Here is a 23,830-nt window from a genome sequence, read left to right on the forward strand (position 1 = left end):
CCTATAAGTCACCCGCTCTCATTAAATATAAGAAGTAAGGACCTCCAACCATGGCCATTACAATGCCAGCCGGGATATCCAGTGGTGCAAACAATGAACGTCCCACGGTATCTGCAACCAATAACACGAGTGCCCCCATCACCATACTCATCGGTAGCAGTTTCCAATAATTAGAACCAACCAAGAATCGTGACATATGGGGCACAATCAGTCCGACGAAGCCTAATAACCCGACAACCGCTACCGATACTGCAGCTAAATATACGGCCACCACGGAAAGGACGATCCTGATCCGATTCGTCTTCTCCCCTAGGTTGATAGCCACTTTTTCTCCTAAATTCAATATATTAGCCTGTCGGATACAAAATAATGCCACAATCCATCCTGCTAATGAGTAAGGAAGGAGAACCCCGACGTCCCCCATGCCTTTTCCCGACAAACTGCCGTTTAACCATTGAAGGGCGGAAGGAAGACGATCGCTGTATAAAATGGATAATAATCCAGTGATTCCACCCATCACGGCATTCACTGCTACTCCGGATAAAATGATGCGTACAGGGGAGATATCATGATTTCTCCATGCTAAAGCATAGACGAGAATAACAGCGACAAGTCCACCACCTACTGCAGCCAAGGGAATCCATTGCCCATATGCAGGAAACATTAAAAGGATCAATAATACAGTGACCGCTGCACCACTCGAGACACCGGTCAACCCGGGATCAGCAAGGGGATTTTTCATAACGGCCTGAAACAATGCACCTGAAATAGCCAGATTAGTTCCTACTAATGCGGCAATGGCGATTCTTGGAATTCGCAAATCCCACACGATGGTCCTGGAAAGATCCTCACCTGCTCCGAATACCGTTCTGATTGATTCCAAAGGAGAAAGAGCCACACTGCCTATTCCGATGGACAAGATAATGGCCATGACCAGAAGGACACATGTCGAGCCGATCACCAACCAGTTTTTCTTCTGACGTTCGATAACCCCTAATCTCATTTTCATTCATCCTTATTTCGTTACTTGTATAACATTTCGCTCAATTGCCCCAGGGCTTCAGGAGCTTTCGAAATAGATGCATATCCGAATACGCCGTAATCGAGAGCTTGAACACGATCGTTCTTAAATGCATTCAACTTTTCCCATGCACCATTCTTTTTCACTTCTTCTTCAAATAATGTCAGAGCCGCTTGAGGATCTCCGTGAGCTACAAGCAAGATGGCATCCGGGTTTGCCACCACTACATCTTCCATATTTAGTGCACATATGATTCCGATGATTGTAATAGATCTGTTACGACGTTTGATGCGCCCAGTGTCTTGATTAAACTTCCTACATAAGTCGTTTCATTCATCAGCATGAAGGAGTCGCCTGTTCCAAACAGCACCATGACTTTAGGAGCTGTTTTCCCTTCAATACTTTTGACGATTTCTGTTTCTTTGTCCTGTACTTGTGTCAGATAGGCATCCGCTTTCTCTTCCTTACCGAAGACCTGACCTAATACGCCCAGAGAAACCTTTAATTCCTCGTAATTATCTGTTGGCACGTAAGACGTGGATAAATCAATATTCTTCAATTTCTTTTCGATACTTTCTTTAATCGATTCCGATCCGATGACCATATCCGGTGAAAGACTCGCTATTTTTTCAACATCCGGAGCCATCACCGAACCGATTTGTGGAATCTTTTCAAAGCCTTCAGGCATTTCATGTGTGGAAGTTGGAACTCCAACTGGTGTCACGCCTAAGATATGTAGCATTTCTGTTAACGAAACAGAAGTTGTAACGACTTTCCCGGGTGCTTCAGCAGGAAATTGCTTTAATAGTTCATCTGCATTAGCTGTTTCACTTGAACCCGTCGAATCTCCGTGAGAACTACCGTGGGAACTTCCATGACTGCTCCCATGCTCACTTTTATCTTCAGAATCAGTTTGGGATGCAGCTACTTCTGTATTCGCTTTTTCCGTCTTTTCTTCTCCGCAACCACCAAGGATTAGCATGGTTGAAACCATTAAACTACCATATATTCTCTTTTTCATCTAAACGACCCCCAAAATTTAACTAATTGATAATAATTATCATTTTCAATTAGATTTTATCAGCTGGGTCATTTCTTGGCAATACGTTTTTAATGGGACAATTGGACAAGCAGGGGGACTCCTCTTACAATTCAAAACTAAAGTACCGGTATAAAAGACTTATACTTTTATTATTTCAAAGGATAAATGGGATACTATATATAATATGTTTTTAGGAGTCATCTATAGCTTTCAACTGAAAGAAAAAAAAATAGGAAAATTAACTTACAAAGAACTTAGTAAAACAAAATGATATATTACTATCTAAAAGGGGGATTTCATGTGAGTAAATTAAAAGTGGCATTATTACACTTGCTACCCATAGCAGGTGACATCGATCACAATCAACACTTGATTGAAAAAGCAGTTAAACAGGCAGCAAAGCAAGGGGTTGATTGGATCATCACCCCCGAATTAGCACTGAGTGGTTTGCAATTTTCTCAGAAAGTAGGAACTGACTGGATCAAGCCCCAACCTGATGAATGGATGACAGGTTTTCTATCTCTCGTTCAATCTTTGAATACGAATGTTTTTCTGGGTTGTCCTGAACAGCCAACACGTGGAGAGCTTTATAATTCAGTGTTTGTAATCAACCGGGAAGGTCAACTCATCGGAAAACAGAGGAAGATCACATGTATCACCGACGATTGGTCTACTTCCGGTACCTCCCTTGAACCAATCAATGTAGAGAATGTGAACATAGGTGTTCTAATCTGTGCCGATGCCTACACGAAAAATATTGCAGATACCCTTTCAGCTAAAGGAGCCGAGATTCTCATCGCTCCGTCGGCATGGGGTCCGGGACTGTATGGACCAGAGGGTGAATGGGAACAACGGTCGATCGATACTGGCCTATGCCTATTTGTATGTAATCGTACCGGAGAAGATGAATCGGTTACCTTTTGGGAAGCGGAAAGCCTGGTGATTAAAAATGGCAAACGCCTCCTCTCACACAAATCAACACAATCGGCCATTCTGACATTTGACTGGGATCTAGACAAAATGGAGTCTATTTCACCAGTTTTTAAAGTAGAGAATGTCCGTTAGGGAGCAACAGGGACAGGTCCCGCGGCCCGATTATCATCAGGACTTGCTCCGGTGACGGTGGCAGGTCCCAATCCCAATGAATGATTTCCTAGTATCATATTCCATACCAGTAGAAGAAGGGGGTTGATACGATAAGCCCCACCGCCACTGATGACGCCCCTCCCTTTTAACGACCCCAATTCAGTAAATGCTTCAATCTGATAGATCAATCACCCGACTTTAGAACCACTGTGAAATTGTATTGACAACGACCATTTTAATAAGTATATTTAGAACTATATTGTTGAGAATGATTATCACTATTAATTAGAAAGAAGGAAAGCAAATTGAAAAAAATACTCATCCCATTTCTCCTCATCGCCATCTTCATCCTTCAGGCTTGTGGCAGCACCGGGGCGTCAAAAACTGAACAAAAGGAAGAGAATGGGAATCAGAAAGCAAAATCCGAAACCATTACATATCAATCAGAAACCGGTCCTGTTGAGGTACCTGCGAATCCTACCCGCATTGTGGCGCTTTCGAACGCTCCAAATGTGCTTGCCTTGGAAGGTGAAATTGTCGGCGTTGATGAATGGACGAATATGAATCCCCTGTTTCAAGAGAAGCTGGAGGGTATTGAAGTAGTATCAGAGGAAAACATCGAGAAAATCGTTGAGCTGGAGCCAGACCTGATCATCGTGGGGTCCCACTCGAAAAATATTGATAAAATGAGTGAAATCGCTCCTACGGTTGCCTATACGTGGGGGAAATTGGATTACTTGGAACAGCAAATCGAAATCGGTAAGCTTCTTAATAAAGAGCAGGAAGCGAAGGATTGGGTGGAAGATTTCACTGCCCGTGCAGAAGAAGCCGGGAACGAGATCAAAGAAAAGATCGGTGAAGATGCCACAGTATCGGTCTTTGAATACGATACGAAATCGGCTTATGTATTCGGGAACAACTGGGCTCGGGGCACCGAATTATTATATCAAACAATGAAACTGGAAATGCCTGAAAAAGTGAAGGAAAATGCATTAGAACCAGGCTACTTTGCACTAAGCACAGAAGTCCTTCCAGAGTTTGCGGGAGATTATATCGTCCTTAGTAAAAATCAGGACGGTGACGGTTCATTCCTGGAAACACAGACATGGAAGAACATCCCTGCCGTTCAAAACAATAGAGTCATAGAATTAGATACGAAAGCGATCACGTATAGTGATCCAATCACATTGGAATATCTTCTGGATGTGTTTAAAAAAGCTTTTCTTGAAGAGTTAAACTAATGTTAAAACATATAAAAACCGCATGGATAATTGGAATCCATGCGGTTTTTTTAAAGGCCAAAGGGACAGGTACCGCGGCTCCAATCCAAGACCGGGCCAAGGTACCTGTCCCCTTGGCTCTCCCCTTGGCTCCCCTTTCAAAGAGGCAGCCGAATCACAAACTTCGTACCCTGCCCTTTCTCACTGAAAACTTCAATCGTTCCTTCATGCATAAGTACCAATTGCTTTACGATCGAGAGTCCAATACCGAATTCACCGTATGGATTGTTCGTCCTGGACAGATCCGCTTTATAAAACCTGCGCCAAATCGATTGGATCTCTTCGGGGTCCATACCGATTCCGGTGTCTTCGATTTCGATGATGGATTCAGTACCGGTAGAGGAGCCCCTTAACGTAATCGTTCCTTCAGAGGTGAATTGAATGCTGTTTTTCGTGATATTGATCAGGATCTGAATGAGCCGGTCGTAGTCGGCGTGTACCTTTGCATCATTATCTGCATGGACCCTGATGGTGTTCCCCTTTTCTTCAGCCTGAAGATCAAGCTGTTCCTTGATGACTTCGAAGATATCCAGTAAGGGTAAGGTTACTTTCGTAATGGCTACCTGGTTGGCGCGGATTTTTTCGTAGTCCAGGTTTTCGTTCACCAGTCTGATCAGGCGCCTCGTTTCCTCGCTTACGAGACCGAAGCTCTTCTCTTTCTGTTCTTCCGGGATCATATCATTTCTGATTCCTTCGATGACACCTCGAATCGTGGTCAGCGGTGTTCTCAGCTCGTGTGACACATCCGCCATGAACTGCCGTCTCCGGTTCTCCAGGCTGTCGATTTCCTCTTTGGATGCCTGAAGTTTCGTGACCATTTCATTAAAGTCTTCGGCAAGTTCGCCGATTTCATCGAAGTTGGAGCTTGGGACGCGAACATCGTAATGACCGGATGACACACGTGAAGTGGCATCCCTGATCCGCTGAATTCTTTTCACATGGAGCTTTGATAAGAACAAGCTGATCAAGAGTGAAATGGCCAGTGACAGGAGCACGATATATAGAAGATACTTATTGATTTCACTCAGCATTTCCCTCGAGCCGCTGATCGGGGAAATGAGGATCAGCCCACCAGTGAGCTGATCATTGATGATCCGGGGCATGATGACAAGGGATACTGCCTGGTCAAAGCGTCCGAAATCTTTTTTCAGGGGGACGGTTTCACCTCGTTCGATTTTTTGCCACTCTTCTTTGGAGAGCTCGATCCGCGGGTATACTCCTCCCCTTGAGAAAGATACTTCACCTTGACGATTGAACGTAATCACATCGATGTTCCTGGCATGAAGCAAGTTGCTGTATTCCTCAAGATACAGAGGTCTTCTCGGACTTGGTCTTTCAAGGTCGGATAAAATTTTATCCCCATACGACCTGAGTTCCGTCACTTTATTCTCGTAGACAAGATTTTCGACATACTGGGAAAACAGGAGGCCAAGGATCATGAAGGCGATGATGAGTACGCTTGTATGGCTGAGGAGCAGCTGATAAAGATACCTAACTTTCATCCCCGGCCGCCGTCTCATCGAATTTATATCCTACTCCCCATACCGTATGCAGGTACGGTTTTTCCTTGCTGCCGATTTTGTTGCGGAGCCGCTTAATATGAACATCGACCGTCCGTTCATCCCCGTAGAAATCATACCCCCATACCCGTTCGAGTAGCTGTTCCCTCGAGAACACTTGGCGCGGATGCCGTGATAGGTAATAGAGCAATTCAAATTCTTTCGGTGTCAGATTCGTAAGGGGAACGCCTTTCAGAAGGACTTCACGGGTTTCCTTACTGATTTGGAAGTCTGCCGTCGAAACATCCTGAGTTCCTGACCCACTGTTCTTCTCCCCTTGATACCGCCGCGTAACAGCCCGTATCCTTGCCATCAGGGCAAGGGGCGAGAAGGGCTTGGTCACATAATCGTCGGCACCGAGTTCGAGCCCGAGCACCTGATCCGATTCACTGTCTTTCGCCGTCAGCATGATGACCGGCACCTGGGACCCTTCCTCCCTGATTTTCCTGCATATGGTGACGCCGTCCATCCCGGGCAGCATCCAGTCCAGGATGACCAGATCCCACTCACCTTCCTTATAACGCCGGTACCCATCAGCCCCGTCGTGGACAAATTCTCCTTGAATCCCTTCCTTTATAAAAAACATCTCAAGCATCGACGTGACACTCTTATTGTCTTCCACTACCAGCACGTTCATCAACATCGCTCCTTTCCCGACTTTTTTCTATTTAGAACCATGGGGACAGGTACCGTGGCTCCTATTCACGACAGTGCCAAGGTACCTGTCCCCATGGCTCCCTATCTAAAGTATAGCCGTTTTGGCTGATTCATTCTATTGTTTCCTCCTAACGAAAAACCCCCGCTCACTTGGCGGGGATTCCTATCCTTATAATGTGTCATTTGGAGATTCGGCTGCCGGTTCCTCACTCTGTTCGGTCTCAGGCGCAGATCCATGAGGACCTTTTCCATGGCCTTGTCCACCATGATGGCCCTTACCGCCCTTGTGGAAAAAGATGCCCTCTTCTTTATTAAAAGGGAAGAAATCCAGTTTCTTCGCTTCGTCGGCATGATCGGTCATGATCTCTTCCATCAGTTCCTTCGACGTTTTGCCTTCGGTTTCAACACCCAGTTCTTTAGCAGCTTTTAGAATGGAAGTTTCGAATATTTCTTGTTTCAATTCATGATGCTCTTTTCCTTCTGTCTCAATTCCAAGGTCTTTCGCATGCTTCAGAAGTGCTACTTCCCTTACTTCATCTGCAAGCTCATCCAGTTCCTTGCCCTCGGTATCCACTCCAAGTTCTTTTGCTTTTTGTTTTACCAGCGCTTCCCTCACCTCTTGAGAGAGCTCTTCCTGGTCTTTTCCATCCGTTGCAATCCCAAGCTCTTTCGCTTTTTTGTTTAGTTCCACCAGACGGATTTCATCCTTAATAGCACGGTGATCTTTTCCTTCTGTATCAATTCCCAATTCTTTTGCTCTTTTTTCGAGTTCGGCCTTCATGATCTCTTTGGCGAGTTCCCGTGTATCCTTATCGGTGGTCTCGATCCCAAGTTCTTCTGCTTTTTCCTTCAACTGTTCCTCATTCAGATGGAACTTCCCATGCCTACCGCCGCGATGTCCGCCAAATGCCGACTCCGACTTTTCGCTGACAACCGCCGAATCGTTCGTCTTCGCGCTGTCCTCCTCAGCAGCAAAGGCTGGAATAGCCCCGAGAATCCCGACAGATAAGACTCCTGTCAATACATACGTGAGTGTTTTCTTATTCATTTTTAATTCCTCCTTTATTGTGTTGCAGGTACCCGAACCCATCTATGCAGCACACGATGAGGTCGCGATTCGATCCCCTGCCCTGTCATTTTCTCCACAAGTTATGACCAAAGTATGAACAAACAGTTGCCGGTTCATGAACTTTTTAATAAATTTTCGATTTGGTACTCCTCTTTCTGTTCCTCAAGCCAGGTCCCATACTCCGTTTGCAGTGCCTGATCAAACAGGATATCCTTTATTTCCTCTTTATGATCGTCAAGAACCGCTTCTTTCGCTTCTTTTTTGTCCGTCACCTTGATGATATGATAGCCAAATTCCGTCTTAACCGGCTCACTGATTTCACCCTTCTTCATGGCAAACGCCTTCTCATCAAATTCCGTCACCATTTCACCTTTTGCAAAAAAACCTAGCTCCCCGCCTGATTCGGCATTGGATGTATCAGTGGAGTATTCTTTCGCAAGCTCCGCGAAATCCCCTCCGTCATCAAGCTTGCTCTTCACTTCCTTAGCCGTTTCCTCATCTTCTAAAAGAATATGGCTTGCTTCTACCTGCTCTTGTTCTGCAAACGAGTCCTTATTCGCTTCAAAATATTCCTTTATCTGATCATCCGAAATCGAGACTCTGTCTTTCAGCAACTTTTCCGTTAACAAAAACGATTCGACATTCTTTTTGACACTTTCAAGGCTCGCTCCGCTTGAAGCCAATGCCTCATTGAAAGCCTCTTCACCCCCATAGGATTCTTTGAGGGACTCCAGTTCCTCTTCGATCTCACTGTCCTTGACCGTGATCTTTTCCTTGTCACTCTCAAGCTCCACAATCTTCTCGGCAATCAGTGTATCCAGGGCTGCATCCCCATACTGATCCACAAGTGTTGTGTACAAGTCCTCCTTACTGATCGACTTGTCCCCCACCTTCGCCACCACTTCATCCTTTGAAAAGCCAAACATCACAAGCATCGTGCCGACGACGACAATGCCTCCTATGACACTCCATAATGTGATCGAACGTTTCTTTTTATCCACTCACCCGTACTCCTTTATCTTCTATTGTTTGTTTTCTTATCGGTTGTTTCTTGTGGTGCCTGGTACAATTTGGACGATTTGTGCCTGGTACAGTTTAGTCGATTTGTACCTGGTACACTCTACTCGATTTGTACCTGGTACATTCCATTCGATTTGTACCTGGTACATTCCACTCGATTTGTACCTGGTACAGTTTGGTCGATTTGTACCTGGTACACTCCACTCACCTTGTACCATCTAGACCACCACTTTATCCATTCATCATTGCATTACTAGTAAGAGTCAGACTGACCGTCATTTCTTTACCGTCCCGGAAGATAGTCAAGTCGATCTTATCCCCGACTTTCAGGTCACCGTACAACTGCCTTCTCAAGTCAGCCACATCCGCTACTGCTTTTCCATTCAGCTCTGTAATGACATCGCCCTCTTTGACACCGGCTTTTGCTGCCGCTGATGTTTCATCGACATTCGCGACGACTACACCTGCTTCTACTTCATTAGGCAATTCCTGCAGATAATGGCGCGGAACATCGGTAAGATTCGTCATTCCGATTCCGATATATGGCCGTTCCACTTTCCCCGTTTCGATGATTTCACTTACGACCGGCAGGAAATCCTTACTTGGAATGGCAAACCCAAGTCCTTCAACACCGGAGTTCGAGATCTTCGCGCTGTTGATCCCGATCAGTTCACCCTTTGAATTCAAGAGCGCCCCTCCGCTGTTTCCAGGATTGATGGCTGCGTCTGTTTGGATGACATTCAATTCAGATTCACCTGCGGAAGTCTGCACTGGAATGGTACGATCGACGGCACTGACAATTCCTTGTGTAACCGTCCTTGATAAATCGAGTCCCAGTGGGTTCCCAATCGCGATCACCTGTTCACCGGCACGCAATGCACTGGAATCACCCACCTCCAACAGATTGTCCGCATATTTACCATCGATCTTCAATACGGCGAGATCCGTCAGTGGATCTGCTCCGATCAGCTCGGCATCGGTTTTTTCCCCATCATAGAGGGACACCTCAATCTTTGACGCCCCTTCAATGACATGATTGTTGGTGATGATATACGCACTGTCCCCCTCTTTCTTGAAGAGAACGCCTGAACCTGTTCCTGCTTGAGCAGCTTGAGATGCACCCATGCCATTCTGCTGCTGATAATTGACGATTCCCACAATCGATTCAGAGGCATCTTCCACAATGTTTGCCACATCTCCGTTACCTGTTGAAACGGTCGTAGGGTTGATTCCTGAATCACCCGAAGTCTCCACCTGCCCGTTGTCACCTGCTGATTGTTCGATGCCCGGCTGAGCCAGGTTCTGATAGTAATCGGTTTGAGGCAGTACCGTCAGTGTCAGGACCGAACCGATGATCCCGGCACCTACAGTGTTTAGAAATCCCCGTCCTTTAAAAGGCTTCTTCGGCTTCGGGCTTCGCTGCATTTCTTCTCTATTCACGGCTTCCATATTGTCCGACTCTATATGCTTCATTTCTTCATTTTGATTGTTGTGTTCTATCATGTTATTTCCTCCTCTATTGATTTTGCTCGGTTGATCTTTGCTGTTGATTTCATCTTAGAGGGAAAATATTACGAAACTATTAACAATGTGTGTACAGGGTGGGAAGTTTTTTGGAATGCGGGGATGATTTTTGTGAAAAAAGCTATTTTCGTAGAATTGGTAGTTTTTAGAAATTAATAAACAACTAATAATTGACATTTTTCCTCTTTGGTGTAAAATTACACCAAAGACGAAAGTGAGTTATTTATGGGAGGGTAAACCAAATGGATAAACTTATTTACAGCCTTCAACTTGTTATCAGTTCCTTAGGTTTTTTATTATCTTCATTCTTTAGTGGGATTGTGGGAAGCTACGCAATTGAATACAAGAAAGACCCCTCATTAGTTGACAAAACTATTTATGCCTTTAATTCGTCATCCTATCCTTATTATGCTTGTGTGTTTTTACTCTGGTTTTTAATTGTAATAGCTGTTCTGGTTATTCAGCGTAAAAAGATCTCTCCTACAAAATAATCATTAATTGACGGCGTTTCTCTATTTTTTCAATACTTCTCAAACATTTACTGTTTTATAATTGAAAGCACCCATTTATGCGAAAACAGCCTAAAAAAAGAACCACCCGTTGAATGGTGGTTGAGTGAAACAAGCTGATGATTTTCCTACAAAAAGTGGTGACTGAGCTGCATCTTGTCGGGGAACAGACCTGAAAAAGGTGGAGATCAGTCCCTTTCATTTGAGACATTCGGTGAATTTTCTTTTCACCTTAACGGGAATTCAACAGGGACGGACCTATGTTCCATGATCGTTCTTGACCCACTCCTTCTTAAACTCCGCCAGCGACTGCTGACGCTTCTCACGATCATCGCTCACAGCTTTCAAGGCCACTCTATATAACTTCTCACTCAGTCGCCATTTATCGATGGAACGGTCTTTTTCCCCGCCAAACAACGCAAAGGCCGTGGCACCGATCAAATACACATTCGTGACTTCATCGATCACAGCCCCTTGTTCGAATTCCTCCGGCGACATGAATCGGGAGGATCCCCACATCCTTCCCACTTTATTGATATAGGGACGTTTGGAATAGAGGTCGATATCGCAGATCAGGGTCTTTTCTTTTGAAAAATCATACAGGATACTTCCGTCATAGAAATCGATGGCCACATACCCCTCTTCCATCACATGAATGTGAAAGTCGAGGATGTCATGGAATACGTCCATCTTTGTGCTGTCCGGCATCTGCATGAATGTCTCCCTGGATAGGGGATACATCTTTCCCATGCACTCCCCGTCTGTCCATTCAAATATGGCGGCAAAACCACCGCAGATTTCTTCCGCACGAAGGAACTTGACCAAATGGGGATGGGCCAAATCTTCATATACCTTTACGCTGGCCTTCAACTCTGCGACCGAATCTTCCGGTTTTCCTTCATATCGCGCTGTCTTGGCACCGGCAAATTTTATAAACATTTTCTGGTCACCATTTTCAACCCCGAAACAGATATTGCCGGAGTCCTGGTCGTCATATACCTTGAAGACCTTCCCATACCCCTCGATAAAAGAGAAGTCGAAAGGAGCCTTTAATTTGTAGGGGATTTGATCCATGTACTGAATATAAATGTCTTCCACGTACCACGTCGGCACTGGATTGTTCATGCCGTCAAACCAGCCCAGCACTTCCTTTGCCTGTTTCTTCATGACGGCCACTTCCTCTTCCCCAAACGCCATGGCCCATGGAACGGACGACAGCATATTGCTGCTGATGTAAAAGAGCATGAGCTTGAAGAACTCCTCCGGCGGCCGTCCGTTGAAATAGCCGTTGAGCTGTCCTGTGGCAAAATGAGGACTCGCAGAAGCACTCCACACGATGCGGTTGAACTCCTCCCACGGATCACCGAAATCATGCCGGTTGAAATCGATGATGGAAAGTTCCCCTTCTCTCGCTATGACCATATTCCCAACGTGATAATCGCCGTGATGAAATGATTGCGGCCTTCCTCGAAGGAGATGCCTATTGGACTCTATGTATTCAATGATTCGACCGCCGTCTTCAATCTTAATCGGACAATCATGGTACTGCTTGATCTTACTGTCCGCTTTGCGATTGAACTTCGTTTCCCATTTCTCTTGATCAGCAGGCGCAGGAATACAGTGGATTTCCCGGAGATAACGGCCCGACTTCAAGCCCAAATCGTATTGCTCCGTATCGGTCAACTTAGGAAGTATCTCTGCAGCATCTTCTCCATCACACCAAGTAAAAAGCGTATAAACACTTTTACCATCGTCACACATCCCGAACTCCAGCGGCTTCGACATGGGAATTCCCGTGTCGGCCAAACGCTTCATCGCTTCAAACTCGCTCTTCTTCATCTCATATTCGGAACGGTCCGCCGTCCGAAGCAGCAGTCTTTCACCCGTCTCCGTTTCGATATAGTATTTCTTATCACTCGACCACCCCTTATTGATCGGTTCTATTGTTTTAAATCTGTAATTTGTTTTTAGATCAAGCATTCGGCACCCCCAGTTAGCCGTGAATCCCTTGGCTCAGTTATTAATCATGTAAAACGGGAATTAGAATAAGACAGGTCCTAATAGCCTAATTTTACCAACAGATGTTTTATAAAGATATAGAAATGATCGTAAATGTACAACAAAAAAAATCTCAGTCATATTAAACCAAGATTTTTTTCGTACACGTCTGCTTACGATTCTCTAAGTGAGATGAAATAACATTTATGCTCACATGTGTAAAACCCGCCATAGCCCCCGTTCATTATCTATCTACTGAAGATGTTTAGGGGGAGGATTGACGGAAGAGTCCTGTTTGATCTCTTTAAATATATCTTCCCCTCCCATTTCCTGACTGACTGGCCGCTTTGTTGTGGGTGGAACATTGAGCATATCGATCAGTCTCTGTACTTCGGCCTGGAGTTGTTCGAAATCTTTCTTCGTCACCGGCTTCGCCTGGGGCATCAATTCCACTCCGACTTGCCCATTCGGCTCAAGCGTCGCCCATTTCACATCGGAAAGTTTACTGACTCCCTGCTGTCTTAGTTTCATTTCAAGCTGATCGACTGTCATTCGCAACTTCTTAAAGTTTTGTTCAATCAATATGCCATTTTCCATAAGAAGCTTGGATTTTCCAGTGATCATTTTTTCTACACGATCTGATTTCACCTGCAAATATTCCATGACCATCAGCGTTAAAACAAGAACAAGCCCGACACCTATCGTGATCCAGATATTCTTTCCAGCTACCGGTTGAATTAATAATGACCCGATTCCGATCATAATGACCGTCTGTGCAAGCGTCATCTGGGAAATCGACTTCCTTCCGGCGACTCGTAACAATAAGGTCCCCGCCACAACAATGAGAATCGCTTTCCAAATCCAATCCAAATCCATTAATCAATCCATCCTTTCGACCTTTTCATCGCTAAAAACCCTCTTCTAAAGGAGAAAGAGGGAAAGTGTGTTATGGATTAGCTTTTCCTACAAGGATGGAGTTATTCGAAGAGAGAACGTCATGGAGAACCAATAGTCATTCATTTTATAAATCTAACTTCACTAATTACATAAAAAACAAACGTTATCCCCCTTCAAACATGTGCCATGGGACCTGTCCCTGCGGACCCGAATGATCGAATCCAAACAGGTTAGAAGAACATTTCCTTATATGTTAAAATAAACCAATCAACACATTTTCAACATGGAATTGGAGCTGTAAAAATGAAGAAATCGAAAAAGTTTATCGTGGCAGTTTTAGTAACTATGTTATTCGTCTTCCTATCTGCATGTAGCGATTCATCTGATGAGGATGCTTCTAATCAGTCTGAGTCAGATGCGATTCCAGCAAGTACAGATAATTCATCTATAGAAAGCACTGATCAATCGGAACAATCATCAATGGATGATCGCAACTCTCAGGTAGACAGTAGTCAGGAGGCAGAGCGTACTCCTGAAACAAAAGTAGCGGGAAGAACAAAATATCTGAACAAACTGGACAATATCCAAAAAGAACTTGATGCCATGCCGGATAAGAAGGATTCAGATAAAGGCGTCACAAATGCCATGAAAAACTATTATGGAGTTTCGTACGAAAAGTATGACGATGCCTTGAATGAAATCTTTGCCCTTCTAAAAAAAGAGCTGTCTCCAGAGGTCATGAAGGAGTTAAAAGCGGATCAATTAAAATGGATCAAACAGAAAGAAGCGAAAGCCGAGAAAGAAAGACTGAAGTATGAAGGCGGGACGTTTGAAAATGTGGCGTGGTATATTTCTTTATATGAATCGACAAAGGATCGATGTTATGAGTTGGTGAATGAGTATATGACGGAATAGATGATATATGGAAGTGGGTTCTTAACATTCATTCAGGGGACATACACCATAGGAACAGTAGAGCTAAGATGACAATCCGTAAGAACACCTTTTTATTTTCTGAATATTCTAATGTTATTCTAATAAAAATTACAATTTTATGGTAAAATGAAGAGAGTAACTAAGGAAGGCGATGATCGAAATGATTTGGTTATTTTTTTGGTTACCCATTGTAGGCATCTTGCTCTTTGCGGTGTGGTATGACAAAAGACATTCCTATAAAAAGCGTAGCTACACTGAAGATGAATTTTCAGCTACACAGTATTCATATACAAATTTTCAGCAAAATGGTAATCATGGTCCAATAGATGGCGGTAACTAATAGCCTTTAAATTAAATACGATGCTTCATCAAGATATAGGATCCATCGTAAATCGCACCGCTTTTTGCGGTGTTTTTTTCATAAAGAATGACCCAGTCATCTCAACTGAGCCATCGTGTAATCCTTTAGCAAGGCAATGGGACCGGGAGTAAAAGTAATAACTATCAGAAATGTCTAATTCTCAACAACCATTTCTCCCTCCCCATTGGGAATTTCAAAACCATTCAGGTAGGAAGTTAACACTTCTTCTGTAATCGGGAACGCATTGGCATCAAAGCGTTTATTCCTTATTTTAAGGCGTTCACGCAAATCATCAGGAGAAACCTTTATATAAATTAGTTTCCATTTGCCACCGTACTTTTCAATGAGTTGTTTATACCGCTCCCTCCTTGCACGGTCCCAAAAACTGAAGTCGATGACCACCTGTTGTTTATCGTGAATGAGCTTCAATAAGTCCTTGCGCAATTTCCTTTCTGCCTCTTTCTTGTATTCCTCCATCTTTTCCATAGGGAAATCAATCCCGTAACGGCCATGAGTCGCCCATATTTCTTCATCAATGGAAAGACGCACAAACCCATTATTCTCAAGTTGCTGAGAGAATGTCGTTTTCCCGGAACCGGCCACACCACACATCATGACGACCAGCGGTGTGGAAACATTCCGTTCCCGATAAATCGTTTCGAAATTAAAATCGTTGAACATGTGGACACTCTCCCCATTTGTATAAGTTGGCATTTTTTACCCCAAGCTTGCCAGCAGAACCATTACCCCATTCGTCAAACCGTGGATCAAAACCGATGGCCAGATCGAATGGGTACGTTGATTCGCTAGAGCAAAAAGGATCCCGCTAAAGAAATTTACCGGCATGACGTTGTAGGTCGGAATATGGATGATGGTTTGGATAAAGATTTTAAGAAAAAAGGAGAATTCAATGGTAGACTTATTACTTTGGATGAGTGTTAGTTTCTTCCTAATCGGATTTGCCGTACTCGCTTTTATGAAAAGAAAGCTAGAAAGAAAGAATAATCCAACGATCCAATCGATCATTTGGTTGGTCGCTGGAACGACAGCTTGGGGAGTAACCAGTATCATTCTTATAGTGTGGTCCTTTAATAGGATTTGGTAAGTTTCTTAAACAAAGATTATCGACAAGGTGGGAATACAGTGAAATACATAATCAGCATGTATGTTGTGATGGCACTAATGGTATTTGTAAATTTGATCAGTGAGTATCTTTTGAACGGGGAATATTCAGCTATTGCCAGTTGGATGGTCACTGCTCTATTTTTCTTTGGCACTTTATTTTTCATTAATGCAAGATTTGTATTTTCTAAGACTAAGGATGAGCGGTAAGTCCCTCCTTTGTTTTAGATCATACCTTCCCCCACATAAGCAAGGACACTCGCTCATATCCTTTTCCTTATGTGGGTAAAAATCATATAGGCCAATAAACTGACGATATAAATGCCTGATAACAGACATAGATATGAAATCGGGTTGGTCTGTAAGGCGATTAAAAAGACATCAATGGCATAAATATCACTGCAGTATTGAACATCTTCTGGTGTGAAAATGAATTCAGGCTTACATTCTGATTGTGATAAGTAAGCGATTTTACTTGAGATGAAAAAAGAATAAACATATGAGACAAGAAATATCGGTAAACTAATAATGAATAAAATCCAACGCTTTTTCATTTGCATCCCCCCTTTGTTGCAGCCACAAAATGAGCAACCCTTTCATTAAAAAAGGTTTCCAGATTAAATCGGTTTCTTAATAGCTTATTAGTTTTTTATTCTTTCTTCTCACTTTTTATATGATTAACTCATTACCAATTATTCCAAATTCAAGAATCATACTCAATACAAACTTTCAAATAAATAGCTTACCCTGTGATGGATAAGCTTCTTTACAAAATGGGCCATGGGACCTTTATCATATTCTACTTGAATTCACCCATCACACTCCGTTTCATCATCCTCCCAAACAGACCCGGTACCAGCCGGTTGACCACTGAGGATAACTTTGCGACCGGACTAATATATATCCTTTTTCGATTGGAAAGGACCCCTTTGACGACCTGACGAGCCACAAACTCCGGCGTCAGAACATTTCCAATGGTTTGTTTCTTCTGAGCAGCGTGTTTCCCATCACCACCAAAGGCCGTATGTTCCATCGCCGTTTTCATAAAAGAAGGACAAACCATCAAGACCTTGACCCCATCATCCTCCACCTCTATTCGAAGTGTTTCAAAGAATCCATGAAGAGCATGTTTACTCGCGGCATATCCGGTTCTTCCCATCAGTGGGGCAAAGCCTGCCACGCTTGAGATGACGACATAGGTTCCCTTAGTTCGTATGAGATGGTTCAGGGTAAAGTGAGTAAGATTGATTGTTCCATTGATATTGACGGTGATAATCTTTTCAAGCACGTCAAGATGTGTCTTCGCGAATGTACTCCGGTGGGAGATTCCTGCATTATGTATGACCATATCCAAGCTGATCCCATCTCCCTCAATCTGTTCAACCGTGTGTTGGCATTGATCCTTGTCCGAGATATCACACACAAAGGTCGTGCATGGGATGTTTTTCTCCTCCAGAACATGCTTCAAGGATTCAAGTGACTCCGGCTGTAAATCCAGTGCGATGACCCTTCCTCCCCTGCTGCCAAAAGCAAGACATAGTTCCCTCCCCAATCCGCCTGCCGCACCAGTAATCAGGACGTTTTTCCCCATAAAAAAGTCTTTATCCCTCACCAAGATCCCCCCTCTTTAAAAAAGGGTCAGCACCAGACTGACCCGCTTCCTCCTATGACGCAACGGATGATTCTTCATTTCCATTACCTGATTTTTTCTCTAAAAAATACCGGAACACTTCCTCAGAGGTAAAAGCAGGTGTATATTCAAACTCATTCTTTAACTTTTCATTGGAAAGGACTGGCCGATATCTTAAGAAGTTGACCTGTTCTTCTCCATATTGAGTCAAGGACAGTCTCTTCAAAACAAACAACACCGACTTCAAGACCCATGCAGAAAGCCGGATCACCCGTTTACCGAGCAGATGTGCAATGTCATCAATAGAAAGCGCACCATCCCCGGCGACATTGAAGATTCCGGTCTTCGTTCCAGTAATCCCCCTCAGAAGGCATTCAATCACATCCTGATCCCAGATGAAGACAAAGGGACTGTCTGAACCGGAAACGCCGATCATCATCTTCTTTTCGAAAAGGGAGGTAATCTGATTACGTGTCGAATCACCAAGGATTGTTCCGATTCTAAAAATGACCTGTTCCAGTTCAGGGTGATTTTCCCGATAAACAGCCAGCATCTCCTCTACAAGCCGCTTATGATACGAATAAGCAAACTCCTCGTTTCCGCGGACGGCATCCTCTTCTTTCAACCATGCAGGATGATCGGCATGGTAACCGTAGGCCGCTCCGCTCGACGTCAGGACGATGCGCTTCACCCCATTGGCGACACAGGCTTTTAACACATTTTCCGTTCCCAGTACATCAACAGAATATTCAAATTCCCGATTACTCTTCTTACCCGGAGTGACAATCGATGCGAGATGGACGACCGTCCCGATTTGATGCTGCTCCAGCACCTCATTCAATTTCCCTGAACGGACATCAAGCTCGACAAAGTTTACACTAGGGTGATGAACGGTGATTTCTTTAATATCAGCCGCAACAATCTTCCATTTCTCTCCTGTCTGGTCAATCCGCTTCGTCAAGCGTGTAAGGAGCGTACTCCCAAGATAACCGGCAGCACCGGTGATTAATAGATTCATGCCTCAATCCCTCCTTCGACCGGCGGAATGACTGCCGGTTTCCTTCTGGACCAGAAGGCGGCAAGCGACAGACCGGAAATCAGATGCCATACACCCCACCAAGCGGCCACGATTGCCATGCCGCCGAGACCGTCAAAGAAATTGAAGATCAAGACGAGCCCCAGCCCCGAGTTCTGGATCCCTACTTCAATCGCAATGGCTCTGCGGTCACCTTCCGGCAATTTGAAGAATCGAGCTGAAAAGTAGCCGGAAAGAATGGCAATCAAATTCTGAAGGAAAACAACAAGGACCACCATGCCGACAAAATCAACAAAATACGTAAAGTTCGAGATCAATGCTAAGAGGAGAAACAAGATAAAGAAGACAATCGATATATATTTCATCCCTTTATTCGCCTTCATCGCCCACACAGGATACTTGTAACGAATGAACATCCCTACAACGAGAGGGAATCCAAGCATGAGAAAGATCGTCAATAGCATATCCACCGGATTGATGGTAAACGATCTCAGTAAGGACTCCGTTCCCGGATAAAGGGAACCCCAGAACATCACATTCACCGGGGTCAAAAAGATCGCCACAACCGTTGAAACAGCTGACATGGAGATTGACAGAGGTGTATTCCCTTTTGAAAGGTAGGTAATGAAATTGGATAAATTCCCTCCAGGGCAAGCAGCTACCATGAATAGTCCCAATGCAATACTTGGAACCGGATTGATCATAGACACGAGTAAAAAAGTGAACGCCGGCAGCAATAGGAATTGTGCTGTCAGCCCAATCAAGATCGGTTTAGGGGTAGAGAATGTCCGTTTAAAATCGGTTAATCTCAGATCCAAGGCTACGCCAAACATGATAAAACCGATCACGATATTTAAAATGGTCAGCGTTGTCGGATTGAAATTCAGTTGTACCTGATCGATACTCATTACTTGCCTTTAGGCTCCTGATGCATATCCTTGAAATATTTCAGACCCGGTGCCCACATATGTTTGACGGGATCGACGTCCACATGGATCACTGAACATCTGCCTGTTTCCAATGATCGTTCAATGGCAGCCTGTAGATCCTTCGGGTCATTGACATGCTCCCCGTGTGCACCCATGCTCTCCGCAAGCTGATCAAATTGGATTACCCCCAAATCCGCATTAATCGTTTCTTCCGGGCTCAGTGATTTTTTAATCAAGGTCTTGACTGGTTTCAAAGCGAATTGCTGGTTCATCTTGACCATCCCCCATTGCTTATCGCACATCACAAGGAAAATGATCTGTAGGTTATTTCTGACCGCGGTTTCGATTTCCTGTGGATGAAAGCCCATGGCGCCGTCACCGATGATGCAGCAGACCGGGCGATCCCGATTGGCTGCCGCCGCTCCCAGTGCCTGCCCGGGTCCTGCACCGAGCATGCCGAATTTATACGTAGACAGCACAGATCCCGGTTTCTTGACCTGATAGAAGAAATTCGACCAGATCACGGTATTTCCACCGTCCAGCACGAAAGTCGTATCATCAGGAAATACGTCCTGGCAAATGGAAGGGATCTGGGCCGGATTCATCGGGACGGACATGTCTTCCAGATGCTGATCCAGCTTCTTGCGATTCTTTTCTTTTTCCGCGATGATCTTTTGGTTCCTGGCTTTACGGGATTCTGTTGAGATATCATTTCTGCGTGTCATCAGGCGCTCGTGAAGCTGGGTCAAAAATGTTTTGACATCTGCCTGGATGGCTACGTCCACAGGCTTATTGGCACCAAGTATACCTGGGTCCAAATCGACCTGGATGACTTTTTGGTTTGCATTCCAATAAGGGGCTTTCCCCCACCAATCCGTCTCCCCGAGCCTTGAGCCTAGGACGAGCACGACATCGGCTTCATTTCTTAATTTATTGTTCGTTGCAATATGAATCATCGGCAGCATCAGTGGATTTGTTTCCGGGATGGCTCCCCTTGCCGCCCAGCTTGTCGTCACCATCGATTGTAAAAGTTCGGCTGTCATCTCCACTTCTTCATAAGCACGGGCATGGACGACGCCGCTTCCCGCATGGATCATCGGATACTCGGCTTGGATGAGCAGTTCGACGGCTCTTTCCAGCTGTTGTTCAGATGCACCCGGCATTTCTGTCACCCGGTACTGATGCGGCTCCCAAAAGGAGAGGTCACATTTATGCTTCGAATTTAAAATATTCTCAGGAATATCAATATGAACAACCCCCGGCCTGCCTTCATAGCATTTTCGTAAAGCGGTCCGCATCAACTCAGGAATACGGTCAAAGGAAGGAACGGCCTCACTCCATTTGGCAATGTTCGAAATGACTCCTGTCTGATCAAAGCATTGATACGTACCGCCGCGATCCGGATACATAATGCCGGTCCTCCGTGCGCTTGTAATCACCAGGACACGGTTCCCTTCGCCTTCTTCCACAACCAACCCGGGCAGGATATTCGCGACACCCGGCCCATTACTCGCCATACATACCCCAAGCTTTCCTGTCACCCGGGCATAGGCACCCGCCATGTGAGCGGCACTTGTCTCATGTCTCGGTGTAATTAACTCAATCCCGTTCGTTCCAAGATTCGAATAGAATCCAAAATAGGTTCCATCGATAATTCCGAATACCTTCTCTACATTCTCCTTACGTAACATCTTTGCGATTACTTCGCCGCCAGTCATCTCTATCATAAGTCGTTCCCCCTAATCGTTTGAAAGTCGTTTGAAAACGATTTATTATGTAAAGCGATCCACCAAATAGAAAACGCTTACATCCAGTCCCAATCTTATTCATTCTATCAATCTAATACTGTGTTTGAGTGAACCTGTATTTCAGCTAGCAGTTGTAAATAGAGTTTCTCGATATCACGCTCATTGGGTATCTTTTGATTCGTCACGATGCCGTTGCCAGATAAAGCATCCTGAATCAATGACGGCATGGCATCCGTATAGGCTTTGGCATCCCCCAAGTAGGTTGAGCCATCCTGCCAAATCCCGAACCTGGCATTGAAACCCCGTATTTTCTCCATAACCTCGTTGGCCATTTTCCTGTCATTTCCTCCATTACACCCCAGTGCACGTCCGATATCGACGTAGCGTTCAACGGAGACATTATGGCCATATTCAATGACAAAGGGCATCACCAAGGCGACAATTAATCCATGGGGAATGTGAAACCTTGACCCGAGCGGCCTTGCAGCGGCGTGTGCCAGATTCGTAGATGCATTGGAAAAGGCAATCCCCGCATAACAGCTTCCTAGCAGCATGTTCTCTCTGGCCTCCAGATTCTCCCCATTCTCATAAGCCTCAGGAAGCCACTTCCCGATGATCCGGATTGCTTCAAGGGCAAAGTGATCACTCATCGGTGTCGCCCTTGTCGAAACATACGCTTCCATCGCATGTGAGAGAGCGTCAAGACCCGTATATGCAGTCATGTGTTTTGGAAGACTGAGGGTCAATGCGGGGTCAAGGATGGCTACATCAGGTATCAATAAATGATGTCCCGGGTTTTTCTTGAATTGACTTTCCGTGTCGGTAATCACCGTTACCCTTGTGGCCTCAGACCCGGTACCAGCGGTCGTCGGCACCGCTATGAGAGGCAGCCTCTCCAACCTCTCCATCCCAGGAATCGCATCAAGTGTCGCATCTTCATTGATCGCCATGACAGAAACCGCTTTGGCTAAATCAATGACACTGCCGCCCCCAATGGCCAACACACCATCAGCACCACATTGTTTCATTTTAGTCAGCACTGCACTCAAGTGCGTTGTCGTAGGCTCTCCTTTCATCTCGGAAAAGAAGGTAGCTTCCAACCCATTCTTATGAAGAATTCCATGAAATTCAGACTTGTAAGGTTCTCTTGTTAACAAAGAACCTGAGACGACAAATAGATGTGTAACTTGAAGCTCTTTCGCCACTTTCCCCAATTCTTTAAATGAATCCATCCCTGTTATCAACCTTCTTGGTAAACATAATTCACTCATCCAGCTCATTGCCTCCTTTCTCCATTGATCTAGCAATCTATCTCTTACGCTTTGTTTTCATTCGAAAGACGTACATATCCGGTCTGAAAATACTCGTATAATATTCAATCGTGTCCCCATTGGCATCCGTCATCAATCGCTCCACGCACAGAACATTGGAGTCGTGAGGAATATCTAAATCCATGGCGTCTTCCTCAGAGACCACTTTACTGGAAATAAACTGTTCTGCCTCCTCTATTTCAATCCCCAATTCCTGTTCAAGTAAGTCGTAAATCGTGGTGGATGCCAAATCATACTCTACTAACCTCTTACCAATTTCGCTTCCATAATAATGGCGCTCAATCGCAATCGGCGTCGCATCAGCTGTGCGGAGCCGTTCAATCGTAAAGAACTGATCCACATTTAAAATCTCTGAAATCAAACGATCCGTCTTCACCATTCCACTGTGTAAAAGCTTTGATCCAGGCACCATGCCCATCTTCTTCACCGTCTCCGTCAGACTATTTAACGAATCCAGCCATTCATGCACCGGGGGTTTCTGAGAAATGAATGTCCCTTTCCCATGAATCCTTTCCAAGACCCCTTCGCTGACCAAATGAGAAATAGCCTCACGAATCGTCGTTCGACTCACAGAGAACCGATCCATCAAGTCCCTTTCACTTGGAATCCTTTCCTTATAAGTCCCATTCAAAATTTCCTTTGCAAGAATATCCTTAATCTGCAGGTGGTAAGGAACTGGATTATTGGTATCAATCAAATGGACTTATCTCCTTTCCCTTTAAAACGTAAAAATACATCGCGACGTCCGGACCAGTGTTGATAAAAATAAAGCCTCTATTGTTTGACTTAGGAGGGTTACTTGTTAAGTGTATGAAGCTAATCAGCAACGTATGAATGATGATCTTTTAGTAATCTTGGGTGATTTTTTTAAAGAAGAGTGGTGTTGAGAATGATGGTGAGTGGGTGATAAATGTGATTATTTCTTTAAAGAGAACAAATTGTTTAAATAAATAGTATTATAATTCTGAATATTCAGCAAGTAGTTTTTTTATTTTGTTTACTTTATCGTTTTATCCCCTGGTTCCATTATCGTTTGGATTACGAATTTCTATCAATTTCTTTACATAGGTTTCAT

The 23,830-nt window shown here is 44.5% G+C and carries 24 protein-coding genes and 1 pseudogene; 4 read left to right on the forward strand and 21 right to left on the reverse strand.

The window, feature by feature from the left end:
• Position 1: 1 nt before the first annotated feature.
• From ACXAF2_RS15555 to ACXAF2_RS15565, 3 genes are read right to left on the reverse strand one after another with little or no spacing between them, the layout of a single operon-like run.
• Positions 2-1,003 (reverse strand): FecCD family ABC transporter permease, encoded by a 1,002-nt coding sequence (locus ACXAF2_RS15555; RefSeq protein ID WP_475139979.1) that lies wholly within the window; start codon positions 1,001-1,003, stop codon positions 2-4.
• Positions 1,004-1,023: 20 nt separating this feature from the next.
• Positions 1,024-1,257, reverse strand: a complete 234-nt coding sequence (locus ACXAF2_RS15560; RefSeq protein WP_475139981.1) for a hypothetical protein — start codon at positions 1,255-1,257, stop codon at positions 1,024-1,026.
• Positions 1,258-1,259: 2 nt separating this feature from the next.
• Positions 1,260-2,042 (reverse strand): ABC transporter substrate-binding protein, encoded by a 783-nt coding sequence (locus ACXAF2_RS15565; RefSeq protein WP_475139982.1) that lies wholly within the window; start codon positions 2,040-2,042, stop codon positions 1,260-1,262.
• A 321-nt stretch (positions 2,043-2,363) separates the two neighbouring features.
• Here ACXAF2_RS15565 and ACXAF2_RS15570 point away from each other — a divergent pair, with 321 nt between their 5' ends.
• A complete protein-coding gene (locus ACXAF2_RS15570) occupies positions 2,364-3,128 on the forward strand; it encodes a carbon-nitrogen hydrolase family protein (protein ID WP_475139983.1) in 765 nt (254 codons plus the stop codon).
• Here the strand turns inward: ACXAF2_RS15570 and ACXAF2_RS15575 are convergent.
• A complete protein-coding gene (locus tag ACXAF2_RS15575) occupies positions 3,125-3,337 on the reverse strand; it encodes a hypothetical protein (RefSeq protein ID WP_475139985.1) in 213 nt (70 codons plus the stop codon). The two genes, ACXAF2_RS15570 and ACXAF2_RS15575, sit on opposite strands and share 4 nt — an antisense overlap.
• 117 nt (positions 3,338-3,454) lie before the next feature.
• Between ACXAF2_RS15575 and ACXAF2_RS15580 the strand changes: the two genes are divergently transcribed.
• Entirely contained in the window at positions 3,455-4,390 is a 936-nt protein-coding gene (locus tag ACXAF2_RS15580; RefSeq protein WP_475139986.1) for an iron-hydroxamate ABC transporter substrate-binding protein, read from the forward strand.
• A gap of 137 nt (positions 4,391-4,527) precedes the next feature.
• Here ACXAF2_RS15580 and ACXAF2_RS15585 read toward each other — a convergent pair whose 3' ends face one another.
• The 6 genes from ACXAF2_RS15585 to ACXAF2_RS15610 form a co-directional block, all read right to left on the reverse strand.
• Positions 4,528-5,931 carry a sensor histidine kinase gene (locus tag ACXAF2_RS15585; protein WP_475139987.1) on the reverse strand — a complete coding sequence of 468 codons (1,404 nt, stop codon included), beginning with the start codon at positions 5,929-5,931 and terminating at the stop codon, positions 4,528-4,530.
• A complete protein-coding gene (locus ACXAF2_RS15590; RefSeq protein ID WP_475139989.1) occupies positions 5,921-6,625 on the reverse strand; it encodes a winged helix-turn-helix domain-containing protein in 705 nt (234 codons plus the stop codon). Before ACXAF2_RS15590 ends, ACXAF2_RS15585 begins: the two co-directional genes overlap by 11 nt.
• A 189-nt stretch (positions 6,626-6,814) precedes the next feature.
• The gene (locus ACXAF2_RS15595) at positions 6,815-7,693 is read right to left on the reverse strand and encodes a hypothetical protein (protein WP_475139991.1); all 879 of its coding nucleotides are present in this window, start codon (positions 7,691-7,693) and stop codon (positions 6,815-6,817) included.
• Positions 7,694-7,827: 134 nt separating this feature from the next.
• A complete protein-coding gene (locus tag ACXAF2_RS15600) occupies positions 7,828-8,715 on the reverse strand; it encodes a peptidylprolyl isomerase (protein WP_475139992.1) in 888 nt (295 codons plus the stop codon).
• Positions 8,716-8,751: 36 nt separating this feature from the next.
• Entirely contained in the window at positions 8,752-8,952 is a 201-nt protein-coding gene (locus tag ACXAF2_RS15605; protein WP_475139993.1) for a hypothetical protein, read from the reverse strand.
• A 13-nt stretch (positions 8,953-8,965) separates the two neighbouring features.
• On the reverse strand, positions 8,966-10,237 hold the full coding sequence (locus ACXAF2_RS15610; protein WP_475139995.1) for a S1C family serine protease: 1,272 nt from the start codon (positions 10,235-10,237) through the stop codon (positions 8,966-8,968).
• A 263-nt stretch (positions 10,238-10,500) separates the two neighbouring features.
• Between ACXAF2_RS15610 and ACXAF2_RS15615 the strand changes: the two genes are divergently transcribed.
• Positions 10,501-10,749: a hypothetical protein gene (locus ACXAF2_RS15615; RefSeq protein ID WP_475139996.1), complete on the forward strand. Its 249-nt coding sequence runs from the start codon at positions 10,501-10,503 to the stop codon at positions 10,747-10,749.
• Positions 10,750-11,025: 276 nt separating this feature from the next.
• Here the strand turns inward: ACXAF2_RS15615 and ACXAF2_RS15620 are convergent, their stop codons facing one another.
• Positions 11,026-12,747 carry a phosphotransferase gene (locus tag ACXAF2_RS15620; protein WP_475139997.1) on the reverse strand — a complete coding sequence of 574 codons (1,722 nt, stop codon included), beginning with the start codon at positions 12,745-12,747 and terminating at the stop codon, positions 11,026-11,028.
• A gap of 270 nt (positions 12,748-13,017) precedes the next feature.
• The gene (locus tag ACXAF2_RS15625) at positions 13,018-13,641 is read right to left on the reverse strand and encodes a DUF421 domain-containing protein (protein WP_475139999.1); all 624 of its coding nucleotides are present in this window, start codon (positions 13,639-13,641) and stop codon (positions 13,018-13,020) included.
• Positions 13,642-13,965: 324 nt separating this feature from the next.
• Here ACXAF2_RS15625 and ACXAF2_RS15630 point away from each other — a divergent pair, with 324 nt between their 5' ends.
• A complete protein-coding gene (locus ACXAF2_RS15630) occupies positions 13,966-14,577 on the forward strand; it encodes a lysozyme inhibitor LprI family protein (protein WP_475140000.1) in 612 nt (203 codons plus the stop codon).
• A gap of 535 nt (positions 14,578-15,112) precedes the next feature.
• On the opposite strand, the gene ACXAF2_RS15635 is transcribed toward ACXAF2_RS15630, so the two are convergent.
• From ACXAF2_RS15635 to ACXAF2_RS15675, 9 genes and pseudogenes are all read right to left on the reverse strand, one after another.
• Positions 15,113-15,640 (reverse strand): P-loop nucleotide/nucleoside kinase family protein, encoded by a 528-nt coding sequence (locus ACXAF2_RS15635; RefSeq protein ID WP_475140001.1) that lies wholly within the window; start codon positions 15,638-15,640, stop codon positions 15,113-15,115.
• Positions 15,641-15,676: 36 nt separating this feature from the next.
• A pseudogene (locus ACXAF2_RS15640) lies at positions 15,677-15,856 on the reverse strand (CPBP family glutamic-type intramembrane protease); the annotation flags it as partial.
• A 488-nt stretch (positions 15,857-16,344) separates the two neighbouring features.
• The gene (locus ACXAF2_RS15645) at positions 16,345-16,635 is read right to left on the reverse strand and encodes a DUF4306 domain-containing protein (RefSeq protein ID WP_475140003.1); all 291 of its coding nucleotides are present in this window, start codon (positions 16,633-16,635) and stop codon (positions 16,345-16,347) included.
• Between the two features lie 245 nt (positions 16,636-16,880).
• Positions 16,881-17,693 (reverse strand): SDR family oxidoreductase, encoded by an 813-nt coding sequence (locus ACXAF2_RS15650; protein WP_475140004.1) that lies wholly within the window; start codon positions 17,691-17,693, stop codon positions 16,881-16,883.
• A 52-nt stretch (positions 17,694-17,745) separates the two neighbouring features.
• Positions 17,746-18,729 (reverse strand): SDR family oxidoreductase, encoded by a 984-nt coding sequence (locus tag ACXAF2_RS15655; RefSeq protein WP_475140005.1) that lies wholly within the window; start codon positions 18,727-18,729, stop codon positions 17,746-17,748.
• A complete protein-coding gene (locus ACXAF2_RS15660) occupies positions 18,726-19,655 on the reverse strand; it encodes a bile acid:sodium symporter family protein (RefSeq protein ID WP_475140007.1) in 930 nt (309 codons plus the stop codon). Before ACXAF2_RS15660 ends, ACXAF2_RS15655 begins: the two co-directional genes overlap by 4 nt.
• The gene (locus tag ACXAF2_RS15665) at positions 19,655-21,403 is read right to left on the reverse strand and encodes a thiamine pyrophosphate-binding protein (protein WP_475140008.1); all 1,749 of its coding nucleotides are present in this window, start codon (positions 21,401-21,403) and stop codon (positions 19,655-19,657) included. Before ACXAF2_RS15665 ends, ACXAF2_RS15660 begins: the two co-directional genes overlap by 1 nt.
• 107 nt (positions 21,404-21,510) lie before the next feature.
• Positions 21,511-22,695 carry an iron-containing alcohol dehydrogenase gene (locus ACXAF2_RS15670; protein ID WP_475140009.1) on the reverse strand — a complete coding sequence of 395 codons (1,185 nt, stop codon included), beginning with the start codon at positions 22,693-22,695 and terminating at the stop codon, positions 21,511-21,513.
• A gap of 37 nt (positions 22,696-22,732) precedes the next feature.
• Positions 22,733-23,452: a GntR family transcriptional regulator gene (locus ACXAF2_RS15675; RefSeq protein WP_475140011.1), complete on the reverse strand. Its 720-nt coding sequence runs from the start codon at positions 23,450-23,452 to the stop codon at positions 22,733-22,735.
• Between the last annotated feature and the right edge of the window lie 378 nt (positions 23,453-23,830).

It is taken from the genome of Rossellomorea sp. ABR4_004 (assembly GCF_056159585.1).